The 17,754-nt window shown below is 35.4% G+C and carries 14 protein-coding genes; all 14 read left to right on the top strand.

The window, feature by feature from the left end; translation table 11 throughout:
* Positions 1–99: 99 nt before the first annotated feature.
* The 14 genes from CXF60_RS08430 (at position 100) to CXF60_RS08365 (ending at position 17,716) form a co-directional block, all read left to right on the top strand.
* Positions 100–1,188, top strand: a complete 1,089-nt coding sequence (locus tag CXF60_RS08430; RefSeq protein ID WP_180958120.1) for a polysaccharide biosynthesis/export family protein — start codon at positions 100–102, stop codon at positions 1,186–1,188.
* A 14-nt stretch (positions 1,189–1,202) separates the two neighbouring features.
* Entirely contained in the window at positions 1,203–1,646 is a 444-nt protein-coding gene (locus CXF60_RS08425; protein ID WP_102091580.1) for an arsenate reductase/protein-tyrosine-phosphatase family protein, read from the top strand.
* Between the two features lie 13 nt (positions 1,647–1,659).
* Positions 1,660–3,891 (top strand): polysaccharide biosynthesis tyrosine autokinase, encoded by a 2,232-nt coding sequence (locus tag CXF60_RS08420; protein WP_102091579.1) that lies wholly within the window; start codon positions 1,660–1,662, stop codon positions 3,889–3,891.
* Positions 3,892–4,004: 113 nt separating this feature from the next.
* Positions 4,005–5,282 (top strand): Vi polysaccharide biosynthesis UDP-N-acetylglucosamine C-6 dehydrogenase TviB, encoded by a 1,278-nt coding sequence (tviB, locus tag CXF60_RS08415; protein WP_102091578.1) that lies wholly within the window; start codon positions 4,005–4,007, stop codon positions 5,280–5,282.
* Between the two features lie 75 nt (positions 5,283–5,357).
* On the top strand, positions 5,358–6,389 hold the full coding sequence (locus CXF60_RS08410; protein ID WP_102091584.1) for an NAD-dependent epimerase/dehydratase family protein: 1,032 nt from the start codon (positions 5,358–5,360) through the stop codon (positions 6,387–6,389).
* 114 nt (positions 6,390–6,503) lie between these two features.
* On the top strand, positions 6,504–8,033 hold the full coding sequence (locus tag CXF60_RS08405) for a lipopolysaccharide biosynthesis protein (protein WP_102091577.1): 1,530 nt from the start codon (positions 6,504–6,506) through the stop codon (positions 8,031–8,033).
* A complete protein-coding gene (locus CXF60_RS08400) occupies positions 8,030–9,100 on the top strand; it encodes an NAD-dependent epimerase/dehydratase family protein (protein ID WP_102091576.1) in 1,071 nt (356 codons plus the stop codon). The genes CXF60_RS08405 and CXF60_RS08400 overlap by 4 nt, the downstream gene beginning before the upstream one ends.
* A gap of 16 nt (positions 9,101–9,116) precedes the next feature.
* Positions 9,117–10,853, top strand: a complete 1,737-nt coding sequence (locus CXF60_RS08395; RefSeq protein WP_102091575.1) for a thiamine pyrophosphate-binding protein — start codon at positions 9,117–9,119, stop codon at positions 10,851–10,853.
* 8 nt (positions 10,854–10,861) lie between these two features.
* Positions 10,862–12,004 carry a polysaccharide pyruvyl transferase family protein gene (locus CXF60_RS08390; RefSeq protein ID WP_219621827.1) on the top strand — a complete coding sequence of 381 codons (1,143 nt, stop codon included), beginning with the start codon at positions 10,862–10,864 and terminating at the stop codon, positions 12,002–12,004.
* A 52-nt stretch (positions 12,005–12,056) separates the two neighbouring features.
* A complete protein-coding gene (locus tag CXF60_RS08385; RefSeq protein WP_102091574.1) occupies positions 12,057–13,049 on the top strand; it encodes a glycosyltransferase in 993 nt (330 codons plus the stop codon).
* A 327-nt stretch (positions 13,050–13,376) separates the two neighbouring features.
* Positions 13,377–14,450 carry a glycosyltransferase family 4 protein gene (locus tag CXF60_RS08380; RefSeq protein ID WP_228707082.1) on the top strand — a complete coding sequence of 358 codons (1,074 nt, stop codon included), beginning with the start codon at positions 13,377–13,379 and terminating at the stop codon, positions 14,448–14,450.
* Between the two features lie 548 nt (positions 14,451–14,998).
* On the top strand, positions 14,999–15,388 hold the full coding sequence (gene tagD / locus CXF60_RS08375) for a glycerol-3-phosphate cytidylyltransferase (protein ID WP_102091572.1): 390 nt from the start codon (positions 14,999–15,001) through the stop codon (positions 15,386–15,388).
* Positions 15,389–15,419: 31 nt separating this feature from the next.
* A complete protein-coding gene (locus CXF60_RS08370) occupies positions 15,420–16,553 on the top strand; it encodes a CDP-glycerol glycerophosphotransferase family protein (protein WP_180958119.1) in 1,134 nt (377 codons plus the stop codon).
* An 80-nt stretch (positions 16,554–16,633) separates the two neighbouring features.
* On the top strand, positions 16,634–17,716 hold the full coding sequence (locus CXF60_RS08365; protein ID WP_102091570.1) for a glycosyltransferase: 1,083 nt from the start codon (positions 16,634–16,636) through the stop codon (positions 17,714–17,716).
* The last annotated feature ends 38 nt before the right edge of the window (positions 17,717–17,754 follow it).

The following is a 17,754-nucleotide window of genomic DNA, read 5'->3' as shown; positions in this document are numbered from 1 at the left end:
AGCTACTAAATAGATAGCTTAGTGTGCTAGACTGCTGACTTTTAATTTTAAAAATTCAAATGTTCGTTGCATCACTATTTAATCAAGGTAAAAATTGTCATGATTCTTTCGAAAACTCGGCAATCACTGTCTATTACTGTTGCCTTAACGTTTATCATCGGGTTAACTACTGGTTGCACGAGCATAAACACTGGTCTGCAAGCTGGCGACTTACCTCCTAGTGGTGTCTTCCAAGCGGATAATGGTATTCAGTTTGATATTCAGCCACTCAGTTTGGCAAACTTACCTTCTAAACAGATTATAAGTCGCCCTGATAATAATCTATCACAATTAATTAGAAGCTCTAGCCGATCAGACTATCGTATAGCTCAAGCAGATGTCTTAAGTATTACCTTGGTCGAATATCCTGATATTACTGCTGCAGGGTCTACAGGCTATCCGGTTGATCAGCAAGGATTCATTCAGTTTCCATTAATAGGGCGTATTAAAGCCAGTGGCATGAGTGTGCCACAATTTACTGCGAATCTAAGTAGCCAATTACAGCGTTATCTCAAATATCCAGACCCGCAAGTAAAAGTTACTGATTATCTTGGCAACAAATTTTTTATTGACGGTGAAGTAAGTAAGCCTGGTCAATTTAGCATTGCAGATACACCTGTTTCTTTATATAGCGCTATTTCTATGGCGGGCGGAGCAACGCCAACTGGTGACTCTAACAGCATAGTATTAAATCGTAACGGCGTTAGCTACAATATCGGTTTACAAACATTACAAGAAATGGGGTCATCAGCCAATCAAATATACATAAAAGACGGTGATTCAATTCATGTAAATAGTCAGAGCCGTAATAAGATATATGTCTTAGGTGAGTTTGGCAAAGTAGAACCTGTCCCTATACAGGAGCAAGGCATAAGTTTAGCGCAAGTATTAGGTGAGTCCAATGGTCTGAACTCTAACACTGCGGATGCAGCTAAAGTATATGTTGTTCGTGACAATACTAATTACCCGATGACCAATATCTACTATGTCGATATGCGATCAATTACGAGCTTCTCTTTGGCTAATCGTTTTGAAATGCTTCCTAATGATATTGTCTACGTTGATCCTACTGGCTTGACTCGCTGGAATCGTGTTATCAGCTCTTTACTGCCTTCCTCATCGGCAATTAGATCTGTTTCAGGTTTATAAAAGGCGTCAGCATTATGGAATTTAATAATATTTTAGTACTTTGTGTGGGCAATATATGTCGTAGCCCGATAGCTGCGGCTCTTTTAATGGACAAATATCCAGATAAGCACATTGATTCAGCAGGGCTATCGGCAGTCGTTGGTCATGGTGCTGATACAAAGGCGTTAGATGCTATGTCTGCATTTAATTCAGTCATTAATATGCACATGAACAAACATATTGCCAAAAAAATTACTGAAGAATTGACAGTGAAAGCAGATTTGATCTTGACCATGTCAACCAGTCAAAGCAAATGGATTGAAGACAAATGGCCGCACTGTCGTGGAAAAACATTCAGAATTGGTTACTGGATTGATAAAGATATTGCTGACCCCTATGGACATGATAAGTTAGCATTTGAGGCTGCCAAACAAGATATTATTGACAGTTTGAGTCCATGGTTTAATAAAATTAGTTAAATAGTGAATACTTATGAATACAGATTCAAACAACTTATCAAAGTCTACTGCCGAAAAAGATAGTAATGATATCGACTTACTAGCTTTAGTTTTCGTTGTGCTACGAGGCTGGAAAACCTTGCTTTTTTTTGCAGTATTAGGGTTAATCATAGGAGTACTATATAGCAGATATGAAAATCCTACTTATAAATCAGATGCTCTCGTTCAGATCGATACTGCATCACAAGGTGTTTCGGCACTCGGTACAAATATCTCTGACCTCGTTTCAACTGAGGTAAGTCCAGCTCAAACAGAGGCGTTATTAATTAAGTCGCGTATGATATTGAAGCCAGTAGTCGACTTGCTTCATTTGAGTATTCGCTTGAGTGATCCTTCGATAAACTCTTTAGACAGGATAAAAAGTAATCAAACTCATACTCAAGTGAATACGGTAGAAGGTGTAGAGCTGAAAACTGCTGATGGGCAGGTAAAGATTAGTCAGTTCGATGTCTCACAAGCTTACTTAGATAAGTCTTTTACCTTACTCAAATCCGATACTAATAATAGCTTTACGCTTAGTAATGGTTTTGATGAATTTAAAGGTCAATTAAATAAGGTAAACTATTTCAGAGGTACAGACGGTATTATTCAAATCACTGTTAATGATTTACCTGATGATAATCACCCTATAACTATCGCTAAGCAGTCCCTTCAGAATACAACAGACGCCATAAGTGGTGCTCTGACAGTCGCTGAACTCGGCAGTAAAACTGGTATCATTCAACTATCTATGATTGGTTCAAACCAAGAACAAATCACTTTGATACTTAAAAAAATTATTGACTCTTATATTGCTAAAAATAAATCTCGTGGATCTGAAGAAACGACTAAGACACTTAGTTTCATGGAAACACAAATACCATTGCTTAAGCAAAAGCTAGAAGCGTCTGAAGCTATATTCAATGACTTCCGTGAAAGGTCTGGTAGTATTGATATTAGTCAAGAGTCTGGTCTACTAGTAGCAGAAAACTCTCAAATTGACTCACAGATTAATGAATTGAGATTAAAGAAAGCAGATTTAACCACTTACTATACTGAAGAGCATCCATTAGTTCTTCAAATAAATGATCAACTTAAGGTTCTTAATAATAGAAAGCAAGAAATTAAAAATGATATTGCAAAGCTTCCTGGAACCCAAAGAGAGTTTTTGAAATTATCCGCAGATACGGAGATCAATAGAGAGATTTATCTCACTATGCTCAAAAACTATGAGCAGTTAAAAATCGTAAAAGCAGGCCAGATAGGTTTTGCACGTATTGTCGACATGCCTATTAGTACTTATCGCACTATTGCACCGAAGAAGCAGCTAATTATAATGCTCTCAATACTGTCGGGTATTTTACTAGGGATCATGGTAGTATTCCTTAGAAGCTTGCTTAAAAATACGGTTAAGGATCCAGATCGTTTGGAGTCTAAAACTGGTGTGCCTGTGATTGCCACTATTCCACGTTCTCCTTTATTGACAAGACTAGCTAAAAACAAAAAAGCACCTAATCGTTTACTGGCCTATGCTGATCGTAACAGCTTGAGTTATGAGGCTATAAAAAGCTTACGAACTCATCTCATGTTTGGTATGCCTGAACAAGGGAAAACGGGCAAACGAGCTAAAGTTATACTCATTTCAGGCGAAAGCCCTGGTGTTGGAAAATCCTTTATATCTGCCAATTTATCAGAAGTATTTGCACAACTTGATAAAAAGGTTTTGATTATAGATGCTGACATGCGTATGGGTGAGCTGCATAGAACCTTTAATATAGAAGGGGACTTCGGTTTAGCTGATTATCTGTCAAATAAAGATAATACAGAGCAAACAAGTGATAGACTTGCTAACTTCGTGCAGCTTACTGGCATGGACAATATTGATTTTATACCTAGAGGTCAACTTCCAACACAGCCAACTACTCTCCTCGCTAGTAAAAAGCTGAGTGATCTGATGTCAAATCTAAATCAGCATTACGATTATATTATAATCGACTCTCCACCAATACTAGCGGCATCAGATGCTATTATCTTGTCAGAGTATGCTGATAAACTATTGATGGTGACTAGATATGATCATTCAGTAGAGAGACAGCTAGTCTATGCAATAGGCCAGTTGACTAAAGATCATGTGCGTGTTGATGGAATTATTATGAATGATGTACAACAAGGTGTGATGAACAAATACAGTTATCACTATAGCTACGCTTATGGTAATAATAAATAGTTACCACACTGATTATAAGTTTTAACCAGTAGCCTTCTATTTAAATAAGCATCATGTAAAAACATGCTGATTAGAAGACTGGCACTCAAAACAACATGGTTTAAAAAGGCACTATGATAAACATTAATGATATTAAAATAGCCATTATTGGTCTTGGCTATGTTGGCTTACCACTTGCAGTCGAGTTTGGTAGAAAAGTTACTACAATAGGTTTTGATATTAATAGTAAACGTATTGCTGATCTAATATCAGGTGTAGATCATACGTTAGAAGTTAGCAAGGAAGAGTTGGCTCAAGCCGCGCATTTGAGCTTTAGCTCAGACATCACTGAGCTGCAAGACTGTAACTTTTACATTGTAACAGTACCAACCCCTATCGATGCGTATAAGCAACCAGACCTTACTCCATTAGTGAAAGCATCTACAGCTATAGGTGGCTTGCTTAACAAAAATGATATCGTAGTCTATGAGTCTACGGTATACCCTGGTGCGACTGAGGAAGTGTGTATTCCTGTACTAGAGAATATCTCTGGACTTACCTTCAATCAGGACTTTTTTGCAGGGTATAGCCCTGAGCGTATCAACCCAGGCGACAAAGAGCATCGAGTGACTAATATCTTGAAGGTCACCGCAGGCTCTACGCCAGAGGTGGCTGATTTTGTCGATGAGGTATATAACTTAATCATTACCGCAGGTACGCATAAAGCTCCGAGTATCAAAGTAGCAGAAGCGGCAAAAGTCATCGAAAATACGCAACGAGATGTCAATATCGCCTTGATTAATGAGCTGGCTGTTATCTTTAATAAGATGAATATCGATACTGAAGCTGTATTGACCGCTGCCGGTACTAAGTGGAACTTTTTACCCTTTCGCCCTGGCCTAGTCGGTGGTCACTGTATCGGTGTTGATCCTTACTACCTAACCCATAAAGCTCAAGCCATAGGCTACAACCCTGAGATTATATTGGCTGGTCGCCGCTTAAATGACAGTATGGGTGAGTATGTGGTAACGCAGCTGGTCAAAACAATGATTAAAAAGCGAATCCAAGTTGAAGGCGCAAAAGTATTGATCCTCGGGCTTAGCTTTAAAGAGAACTGCCCTGACGTACGTAATACCAAAGTTATCGACATTGTTCATGAACTACAAGAGTATAATATCGACGTCGATGTCTACGACCCTTGGGTAGACAACCAGGAAGCCCAGCGTGAATACAATATTACGCCAGTTAATGAGCCTATCGCCAATCAGTATGATGGTATTATCTTAGCTGTTGCCCATCATCAGTTTGTCCAAATGGGTGTAGACAGTATTCGTGCTCTAGGTAAAGACGATCATGTGCTTTATGATCTCAAATATGTCTTTGCTAGATATGAGACTGATATCCGCTTGTAAGCTGGTTAATCATAAATAAGAGCCTTAAATAGTAAGAGAAGCCCTATGAATTTAAAAGCAGAGAGTTCGGTACCAATGCAGACAACATATGATAAAGTAAAGCAAGAGCTGGTAAGCGTACCAAAGACATGGCTAGTGACTGGCGTCGCCGGTTTTATAGGTTCTAACTTACTCGAAACCTTGCTACTACTTAATCAAAAGGTCGTTGGTTTAGATAACTTTGCAACCGGCTTTCAGCATAACTTAGATGAGGTGCAATCACTGGTAACGGCTGAGCAATGGCAAAACTTTAGCTTTATAGAAGGTGATATCCGTAAGCTAGACGACTGCTATACCGCCTGTATAGACGTAGACTACATCCTTCATCAAGCCGCACTGGGATCAGTACCACGCTCTATCGCTGACCCTATCGCGACCAATGATACCAATATCTCTGGTTTCTTAAATATGCTGGTTGCTGCTCGTGATGCCAAGGTTGCTAGTTTCACTTATGCTGCTAGTAGCTCAACGTATGGCGACCACCCTGCTCTGCCTAAAATAGAAGACAATATTGGTAATCCCCTATCCCCTTATGCAGTGACTAAGTACGTCAATGAGCTGTATGCAGATGTGTTTGCTCGCACTCATGGCTTTAATACTATCGGTCTGCGTTACTTCAATATCTTTGGCAAACGTCAAACGCCTGATGGTGCGTATGCGGCCGTGATCCCTAAGTGGACGGCAGCTATGATCACAGGCGATGAGGTATTCATCAATGGTGATGGTGACACCAGCCGCGACTTTAATTTCATCGAAAATGCGGTACAGGCCAATATCTTAGCCGCGACTACCAATGATGAGGCTAAGAATGAGGTCTACAATGTCGCAGTAGGTGGTCGTACCACACTCAATACGCTATTTACGGCACTAAAAGAGAATTTAGCTAACAATGGCGTAGAGTACACTCAAGAGCCTGTATACAGAGACTTTAGAGAAGGCGATGTGCGCCATAGTCAGGCTGATATTAGTAAGATTAAAAACGCATTAGGTTACGCGCCAGAGTTCGATATTATTCAAGGCATTGAAGAGGCGATGCCTTGGTATGTAAATAGTATTTATACCAACTAGTAGCTGATATGGATAGTAAAAGGTGCACTTTTGAATTGTGAGGTGTTTTTATTATTTTAAAGGTTTTAGTTTAAACCTATATTATTTGAATTTTAACTTAGGTTTTACTGAATCATGAGCAATAATAAAATTTTAAAGAATACACTGGCTCTTTATACTCGTCAGATAATTATTGTATTAATTAGTTTATATACCGTTCGTGTAGTGCTAAACGCATTAGGTATTGAGAACTATGGTATATATAGCGTAGTAGCTGGGTTTGTAGCTCTATTAGCTTTTTTACCAGGCACTATGGCTTCAGCGACCCAGCGATTTTTTTCGTTTGCTATGGGTCAAAAAGATGATTTAAAGCTTAAGCAAACATTCAGTGTAAACTGGCTGATGTATGCTGGAATTGCTATATTTGCTTTGATTATTCTATACACTGTTGGTCTATGGTTTGTAACAGAGCATCTGAAGATACCTGATGATAGGTACGGCGCCGCTATAAGCTTATATAAAATGGTAGTGATCAGTTTTGTATTTTCCATTTTTTCATCACCATTTATTGCTATCATCATTGCACATGAAGACATGCATCTTTTTGCTTTTATATCGGTCGTAGATGCGGCTCTTAAACTAACTGCAGCATTATTATTGAATCATATAGCTGGTGATGTATTAGAATTATACGGTCTGTTTTTGTTAACGACAGCAGCTATCACTACTAGTATATATATCATTGTCTGTCTAAAAAAATATACTGAATGTCAATTCAAAAAAATCTATTGGAATAAGGTACTTCTCAAAGAAATTATTGGTTTTACTGGCTGGACTCTAATGGGTCAGCTCAGTACAGTATTTAGGAATCAAGCGGTAACTGTGCTCATCAATCAGTTGTTTAACCCTGCAACTGTCGCTGCTCGCACCATTGCCTTAACAGTAGCTAGTCAGGTTATGGTATTTTCTAGTAACCTCAATACTGGTTTATATCCACCTATAATTAAGACATATGCAGCAGGTCAAAAAGAAGACATGCTGAATCTTATATCTAATGGCTCTAAGCTCACCTTTTTTCTTATGTGGGTTTTTGCACTACCTATGCTGTTAGAGATGAATACTATATTAAGTATTTGGTTGAAAACACCGCCACCCGAAGCATTATTATTTACTCAGTTAGCGCTTATAGAATCTCTTATTCTCTCAATTAGTCTCCCCATAGCAACAGCTGCTAGAGCACCTGGTAAGATGAAGTTATATGAGCTTTCATTAGGAAGTATTCAAATACTAATATTTATATTTTCTTGGCTCGTTCTTAAACTTGGATATTCAGCAGCGTCAGTATTTATCGTAGCTATAATAGCAAATATTATAATGTTTCAAGTGAGACTAATTATTGTTAATAAGCTGGTTGATCTGCCGCTAACTCCCTATTATAAAAGTGTTTTATTTCCAGTAATGCTGGTAATCTTTTTATCAGCGTTACCTAGTATGGCTGCACGATACTTACTGCCAAACGGAATTTTTTCATCGACGCTTGTTATACTAGTGAGCGTAATATCTGCTACTATTAGTATGTACTTTATTGGATTAGACAAAAGTTGGCGTGTAAAGGTTAAGCAGGTACTTGCAAGTCGTTTACTAAAATTTGGAAAGAAAAGATGAATATATTAGTTCTTGGCGGTACTGGAGCTATGGGGAAACATTTAGTTAGTCTATTAGCTGATGAATCTAATCATATTGTAGTGACATCACGTACAAAGTCTGGTCGCGATAAAAATATTGAGTACAAGGTAGGTAATGCAAAAGAAGAGACGTTCATAGATGAATTGCTAGTTCAGAGATGGGACGTTATTGTTGACTTTATGGTATATAAAACAAGTGAATTTCAGGATAGATATGAAAAGCTTCTAAAAGCGACTAACCACTACATTTATTTAAGTTCATCTCGTGTATACGCTGATTCAGATCAGCCTCTTATAGAAAGTTCACCACGATTACTGGATGTCTCAAAAGATCAAGACTATCTCGCTACAGATGAATATGCATTAACCAAAGCACGTCAAGAAGACCTATTATTTTCTAGTTCTAAAAAGAACTGGACGATTATTAGACCTTATATCACTTATGATGAAGAAAGACTGCAATTAGGTGTTTTAGAAAAAGAAGATTGGCTATATCGTGCTATGAAAGGCCGATCCATTGTTTTCTCAGATGAAATTAACTCTAAAATGACAACAGTAACTAGGGGTAGAGATGTTGCTAGAGGAATTGTTGCAATACTAAGTAAAATTGATGCTCATGGTGAAGCTTTTCATATTACTTCAAGTCAGACTATAAGCTGGAATGGAGTTTTAGATACTTATTTAAATGTGCTTGAGTCAAAACTATCACAACGCCCTAAAGTATCTCTACAGAATTTAGGTGGTTTCTTAAAATGGCGCTCGAATAAATATCAAGTAATCTATGATAGATTGTATAATCGTCAGTTCGATAATAGCAAAATAAATAAATTTATAGATACATCAGAGTTTGTAAATCCTGAAATCGGTTTGAAACAATGTTTAGAGCAATTTGTAGATTCAAGAAATCCAAAGTTTAAACATATTAATTGGAAAGAAGAAGCTATGAAAGATAAGTTTCAAGGTGAAAAGGTATCTTTAACAGAATTACCGAACTTTAAGACAATAATAAAATACTCTATTTACAGATATTCTAAATTATTAAAGTAACTAATTGGATTGCCTTATGGATTACTCTTACACCAATGAAAAGAATGCACAGGTTATTCTTTATTTGCTTAAAGCTCATAATATTAGGCATGTAATAGCTTCGCCTGGAACTACCAATACTGCACTGGTATCTAGTATGCAGCAAGATCCATATTTTACAATGTATTCATCGGTTGACGAGCGCTCTGCCGCTTATATGGCTTGTGGTCTAGCTGCAGAGCTAGGAAAGCCAGTAGTCATCAGTTGTACTGGTGCCACTGCCTCTAGAAATTATTTACCAGGTTTGACAGAAGCTTACTATAGAAAACTCCCTGTACTAGCTATTACTTCTATGCAAGCACTTAATAAGGTTGGTCATCTTGTAGCACAAACCATAGACCGAAGCTCTATGCCCAAAGATACTGTAAAATTAAGCGTTTCATTACCTATTGTAAAAGATAGTGAGGACGTGTGGGAATGTGAGATGAAAGTAAACCAAGCCATATTAGAGTTAAAACGTGCGGGTGGTGGTCCAGTCCATATCAATTTGCCGACTACTTATACTAAACCCTATACAACTAAAAAGTTACCAACGTATCGAGTCATAGATAGAATCACTACAGATAACGATTTCCCAGAGCTTTCAGGTAAGGTAGCCGTACTAATTGGCTCGCATAAGAAATGGAGTAATGCAGAAACTCAAGCCTTGGAAAACTTTTGTGAAAGTAATAATGCAGTAGTTTTCTGTGATCATACCAGTGGATATTATGGCAAGAACCGATTACTTTATTCATTAGCAGCTGCTCAAAGCCAGCTAGACCAGACTAATTACCGCCCTGACTTGACTATTCATATCGGCGAAATCACTGGTGATTACGCGACTCTTAAGATGGCAGGTAAACAAGTTTGGCGAGTTAATCAAGATGGTGAAATAAGAGATACCTTTAGACGACTACGTTATGTCTTTGAAATGTCTGAGCAGTCTTTTTTTGAACACTATACTACTAAGCAGCCTGCAGGAAATAAATACTTCAAAAGCTGTCATAAGCGTTTAGAGTCGATCAGAAAAAAAATACCGGAGCTGCCATATTCTAACATTTGGCTAGCCTCAAAATTAGCACCTCAAATTCCTCAAGGCTCTATTGTTCATTTTGGTATACTAAATAGCCTAAGATCTTGGAACTTTTTTGAATTACCTGATTCAGTTATCACATCTTCCAATGTGGGTGGTTTTGGTATAGATGGCGGATTGTCCTCTTTAATAGGTGCCTCCTTAGCAGATAACAATAAACTGTTTTATGCTGTAATTGGTGACCTAGCTTTCTTCTATGACATCAACGTATTAGGTAATCGACATACTGGTAATAACTTAAGGATATTACTCGTAAACAATGGTAAAGGTACTGAATTTAGACAATATAATCATCATGCTGCTTATTTTGGCGAGTCTGCAGATGAGTATGTCGCTGCCGCTGGCCATTTTGGCAATCAATCTCCTGCATTAGTTAAGAATTTTACTATTGACCTCGGTTATGAATACATGGCAGCTTCATCTAAAAAGGAATTTGAAGCTTGTTATAAAAAATTTATAAGTTCAAAAGTTTCAGATAAACCAATAGTGTTTGAAGTATTTACAGATAGTACTATGGAAAGTCAAGCATTAGAAATTATCCAAAACTTAGTATCTTCCCCAGACAGACAAATTAAAAACTTGGCAAAGAAAGTGCTTGGTGAATCAGGAAGTAGTACAATTAAACGTTTGATTAAAAGATAGGTTACATTATGAAAATAGCAATAATGACACAGCCACTAGGTAAAAACTATGGTGGTATTATGCAAGCGTTTGCGTTGCAAAAAGTTTTAAAAGATAAAGGTTATGAAGTTATCACTATTGATTATAATCATAAGTCACCTAAATATGTATATAGTAAAGCTAGACTTGCTTATCGCTCAGCTAAGAAAATGGCTGGTAAAAGAAAAGCACCGATAAACCTTGAGAACCAAATTAATCAATTAACAGAGGGTAATCGTAAGTTTATTGATAAACATATATTACAGTCTGAATATATAGATAATGACAAAAATTTAAAAAAACATTTTAAAAAGAACCGCTATGATGCTGTAATTGTTGGTAGCGATCAGACTTGGCGACCAAAGTATTCACCCAATATTTACAATTTTTACCTACAATTTTTGAAAGGTAAAAAAAACATTAAACGAATAGCTTATGCGTCATCATTTGGTGTTGATAATTGGGAGTACTCAGTAGAAGAAACTAAAAAATGTACTAAACTGGCTAAATTATTTGATGCAATATCAGTTCGTGAGCAGTCAGGAGTTGATTTATGCAAAGAGTATTTAGGTGTTGATAGTGAGCTTGTTCTAGACCCAACGTTGTTATTAGAGAAAGAAGACTACTTGTCATTGATAGGTAGTAGATATAAACAGGGAAAAAATGAAGGTGTCTTTACTTATTTCTTAGATAAAAATGCAGATAAAAATAAAGCTGCAGAACATATAGCACAAGAAATAAGCACCCATGTATATAGCTGTCAAGCAAAACATAGTTTAGGTGATTTAAGCAGTAATAATCTAGAAGATTATAAATTGCCCGCTGTGCAGGATTGGTTGGCTTCGTTTGCTAATGCAGAGTTTGTATTAACTGATTCGTTCCATGGAATGGTATTTTCAATAGTATTTGGCAAACCATTTTTAGTGATTGTAAATGAAAAGCGTGGTTCTGCACGCTTCAAATCTTTGTTAAACAAACTTGATGGTTTGGACTACTTAGTAAATGATCCGTTGGAAATTATAAATGGATTGAAAGATACAAAAAATACGGAATCTTTTAGTTCTACAAAGTTACTAAGTTTAAAAAAGAGTTCCTTATATTTCATAGCGGAAAGTTTAGATAAAAAAATTTAAATTTTCTGCTTTAGTTATATGTCAATTATTATAAAATATTGGTGCAAACAATATGAATCCTTCAGTAAGTGTTATTGTTCCCGTTTTTAATTCAGGTAAAGCACTAGTACCTCATATAGATTCATTGCTTACTCAAAGTCTAAAAAATATTGAAATAATTATTGTTAACGATGGGTCTAATGACACTACTGAAAATGTAATCGAAAATCTCGTGAAAAAACATACTAATATAGTGTCTGTTCATTTAGACAAAAATAAAGGTGTCCATGAAGCTAGGCTAGCTGGACTTAAAAAATCATCAGCTCCTTGGGTTGGATTTATGGATGCTGATGATTTTGCACGGCCTAATATGTATTCTACATTATTGACTGCTGCTAAAAAAAGTAATGCTGATATCGTTGTATGTAGCTGTGAGCGAGTTGATGAGCATAGGAATTTTGTTAGCCAAAAATTGAAGTTTAAAAGATCTATTAAGGTTGAAAATGATATTTTTGCAAAGTTTTGTAGATTTGAATTTGGTATAGGAATGCTTTGGAATAAGCTATATAAACGAGAAATTATTGAACCTTTTTTTGATTTGCATTATATTTGGCGTCAAGATATTGATGAAGACTTATTATTAAATATAGGATGTTTTTCAAAAGCTGAACGTGTGTATATATTAGATGATATTCTTTATGACTATGTAGTCAATGATAAAAGTATTACCTCTACTACAAATAATTCCGATGCTTATATAGAAACCTATAGGGCATTTGCACTAGCTATGAGCCTTTTTTCTAATATGAGTGACCAATATACTATACAGATTATTGAAATGTATCAAATGCAGTTTTCTAAAGGCGAGTATTATGTTTACAATTTAAACGATACTGATAAATATCTTTTGAAGGAGGCGGTGGAACTTATATATAGTTATAATCCTTTGGCTCTTGCTCTACTGCCATCATGCAAGCCTTCAATATCCGTTGGAGGAAGAGTTGCTATAAAATCACTGTATCATAAAGGCTTAGCTAAAATGGGATTGAACTTTAATGCTTATTAAACTAATTAATTAAAATTAAAGTCTGTTAAACCTTTATTATTTTATCCATAGATAAGTGAATGATATGTTTTTACTTAAGTATTACCCTCATAAAGTGTTTTAACTTTACTAGGAATAATGAATTTGAATTTAATAAGAACTTTGATATCGCTTTTTTTGAGCTCATAACTAAAAGCAAAATGATATTAGACCTCTTGCATAAATTATCGCTAGCCCTTATGATTGCGTTCGTGTAAGTTAGTAAATTGGTACTTTTGCAAGAGATCTATTGTACATATCTTTAATACAATAGTTATATATTATATATAATGGTATGAGGTAAAGAATTTGAAAGTTTTAATAGTAATGGCTAGCCTTAATAAGGCAGGTGGTACAGAACGAGTAGGTTCTATTCTCGCTAACAGTCTGTCAGAAGCTGGTTATAAAATAACCTTAGCTAGCATTTCGCGTATCGATAATCCTTTCTACACTATAAATAAAGAAATTGAACTATTATCTTTACTAAGTTTTCCAAACAGTAGATTATGTCGTATTCCTAATACTATTTATAAAATAAGAAAGCTCTTAAAAGAAAAAAATGTTGATACATTAATAGCAGTAGATGCATTATGTGTTCAGTTTACCCTGCCTGCTATTTTAGGATTAACAGTAAACCACGTGTGTTGGGAAAATTTTAACTTTAATAGTTATTTAGGATCGAAAAAAAGGCATAAAACTAGACAACTAGCTGCACGATATTGCGATGCAGTTGTTACTTTAACTGAGAAAGATAAAAGCTATTGGTTACAAGGTACTCAGCACAAAGAACAAATAACAGCAATAGCAAACTTTTGCCCGTTTCCAGTTCAAGAATATATTAAAGAAGAAAATACAAAAATAGTATTAGCTGTAGGTCGCCTATCACATATTAAAGGTTTTGATATGCTACTTGAAGCTTGGTTACAGGTAAATGTATCTGTTCAGGGGTGGACGTTAAAAATAGTTGGCGAAGGTGAAGATAGAGTCAAGCTAACAAATTTTATCAAAGAAAATAAACTAGATGACAGTGTAGAGCTAGTTGGAAGCACTAATGATGTAGGTAAGTATTACGAACAAGCTGAGATATTTTGTCTGACTTCCCGTTTTGAAGGATTTGGTATGGTGCTAACCGAAGCTTTGGCATTTGGTTTACCTATAATTAGCTTTGATTGTGAGTCAGGCCCAGCTGAGGTTCTGAAAGGCACAAACTCTATTTTGGTTCCTCCAAATGATATTTCTCAGCTTTCGGCCTCTTTAATTGAATTAATGAGTAATGACGAACACCGCAAGACCATTAGTTTGAAAAATAAGAAAAAAGCTGAGGAATATCAACCTGAAAAGATAATAAACCAATGGGTGGATTTACTTGAAAGTTTTAATTAATTTAAAAGCTCCCCCTTTAAGTAACATTCAAATAATCAATAAAGCAATTTGAATAATTAAACGTTTTTTATATAGACTTAATGTAGTAATTTTACTAATTCATACTATTGTTTCTTAATAAAGCATTAGTTTACATTATATAACTTTCTATTAAATATTTTTTTGAGTACATTTTTTAAAAAGTTTAGGACTATTTATTTTATAGTCGATACTAAATAAAATTATCATGCATTTTGTTAGCAGGTGCAAACAACACTTCTCATTGATGATATCAATGAAACCAGTATACTCTTTTTCTTATCAGTTTTATTTGTAAACACAGTGTTTGCCAATTGTTATGCAGCCTTAAGAGTGAATTTTATCAGTTTCACAATCGCTTTCGACTATATATACGATAAGATAACTTTACTGTTTAACGCTGTTATTCTTACTCTTTGATATATAGTTATCATACATTTCTGTTTCAATTGGTTCATAATCTTGTTATCAAGTCATTTGAACAAATTGTGATTTTTACATAAACATAAGTTTATATTAGGTAGCAGCTAATGAAGCGTATTATAACCTACGGTACATTCGATCTATTGCATTATGGTCACATAAATCTACTTCGCCGAGCTAAGCAACAAGGCGACTATCTCGTTGTAGCCTTATCAACTGATAAGTTTAACAAAGACTCAAAAGACAAAGTTTGCTATTTTAGCTATGAAAAGCGAAAAGCTCTATTAGAGGCGATTCGATTTGTAGATTTGGTTATTCCAGAAGATAACTGGGAACAAAAATCTACAGACATAGAGCTTTATCATATTGATAAATTTGTCATGGGTGACGATTGGGTAGGGCACTTTGACTTCCTAAAAGAGCATTGTGAGGTCGTCTATCTAGCACGGACACCTGAGATATCAACTACAAAAATAAAAGCAGATATGAAGAAGTAGTACTTCTTCAAACAGCGCTGAGGTTTTAATTTTGGATTTTAAAAAAATTATAGATATAGCTTACTCTAGTGCAATTTTTGTAGCCTCTCTTGCTGCAAATAATAATGAGTCATGGTTGTTCGGTGCTCAGGGTGGCTATAGCTATTCAGATAATGCAAAATATTTCTTTGAATGGATTTTGGACAACCATGAGCAAGAACAATGCTTTTGGGTGACAAAAGACAAAGAAATCTATAAAGATTTATTATCAAAAGAGCTACCAGTCCTTTATTTTTACGATATAAAAAATATTCTATCAATAGCCAAAGCTAAATATATCGTATGTACGCATAGCCATACTGGCAACGATATATATAAATTTATAAATAAAAGCAAGGTATTGATTACGCTTTGGCACGGTATTCCACTCAAAAAAATGGGTAAAGCCTCACAGAGAAAGTATCTTAATTATTTAAATATAAAAAACACTCCTGATTTGTTCCTAGTCACTTCTGTTAAAGATGCTGAACTCTTTAGTGAGTTATATCATATCAGTATTGATAAATTTTTTATTGGTACTTATCCTAGAGTTAATAATCTTATATCTAGAGCAGAAGATAATAACACAATTCTATATGCACCGACTTTTAGAGATGGTATGGGACAAGATTATTATGATAAAAATATTTTTCCCAGTACTAATGAGCTTGAGAATTTAAACGAGATGCTAGTTAAATTTGACTATCATTTTTTAATAAAGATGCACCCGTATGTAGATGCTAGTTTCCCTAGTTTAACTAATTATTCTAATATCAATATTATTCCCGCTTTTGAAGACGTTCAAGATGCACTGAGCAAGGCATCTGTACTGATTACTGATTACTCCTCTATTTACTTTGACTATCTAAATCTAGATAGAGAGATCATATTTTTTATACCTGACTATGAGTGGTACTACCAAGAATCCAACAGGGGCTTATTATATAACTATGAAGACGTCACACCAGGATATAAAGCGAAGAGTTGGAATGAAATCCAAAACTCTTTAGCTGAGATATTTAAAGGTAATAAACCGTCAGAGTTTGCTGAAAGTAGAAGTAAAATACTAAATATGTTTTTTTCAAAAAAAAATTTGAATAACGACGATCTCTTTAATAAATGCAAAAGTATAAACTATAATAATTAATCTGATTTTTGTTATGCAGGTTATACGTATATCAGTTATAACTGAGTTTATACTTCTTATATATCTTTTGGACAATTGCTATGAACATCCTCCATATTATATCCTCACCCGCATCAGGAGGAGCTGAAGTTTATGTAAAAGATCTAGCAAAACATTTAGCTCATAAACATAATATACATGTAGCATTTTTGAGCTCAGCCGCTGATGCAGGTCGAGATATAGAATATGAAAAAAACTTTCTAAAAGACTTGGAGCATGCTGGCGTAACAACTTATGTCATAGGTAATGAGACACGTAAGAAGCCGTGGCTTGGTGCACTTAGAATTAGAAGGTATATCAAAAACCACAACATAGATATTATGCATACTCATCTTGCCTACGGTATAGTATTCTCTGCACTATCTAAAATACCAGTTATCTATACTCATCATACTATAAAGCCAAGGTGGAACAGTAGGGTTTATAGTATTTTTAATACATTGGTTAATGAGTATGTAGGTATATCAGAGATATGTGCCCTAGCCCTAAGCAAATACACAGGTAAAAGAGTAAATACCATAGCTAATGCGGTGACACTAGATAAATTTGAGGGATATATTCGCATACGGGCACCCAAAGATCACACCAATATAGCTATGGTTGGACGTTTGTGTCCTCAAAAAGACTATATAAACATGTTTCAAGCTTTATCTTTATTGGATGACAATGTAAAGGAGCAAATCTCAGTATCAATCGCTGGAGAAGGCGAAAAAGAGTATGAGAATGTGTTATCAAATTATATTGAGAAGTATAACTTACAAAAAATTGTACACCTCGTTGGTGTAACGAGTAACATTCCTCAGTTTTTATATAATTCAGATGTATTCGTTATGAGTTCAGCATGGGAAGGGTTACCTATTGCATTGACAGAGGCTGCAATTTCAGGATTACCTTGTATTGTTACCGATGTGGGCGGTTGTTCTGAGATTATCAAGCGTAGTAATAATGGGACAGTAGTAGAGCCACGTAATCCTCAAGCACTTGCTGATGCAATAAATAGCCTAGTTAAAGATAAATCTTTAATAGAGCAAATGTCCAAGAATGCTGTTGATAACGTTGATGAGTACTCAATAAGTAAGGCTGCAGATTTACATATTGACTTGTACCAGTCAATGCTTTCGTAAATTCATTTATATAAATTTATAAACTTTTCAAGCTTGAA

The sequence above is a fragment of the Psychrobacter sp. 4Bb genome, assembly GCF_002836735.1.
GTDB lineage: Bacteria > Pseudomonadota > Gammaproteobacteria > Pseudomonadales > Moraxellaceae > Psychrobacter.
Note: the sequence above shows the minus strand (reverse complement) of the source record. Positions and strands in the feature narration are given on the sequence as shown.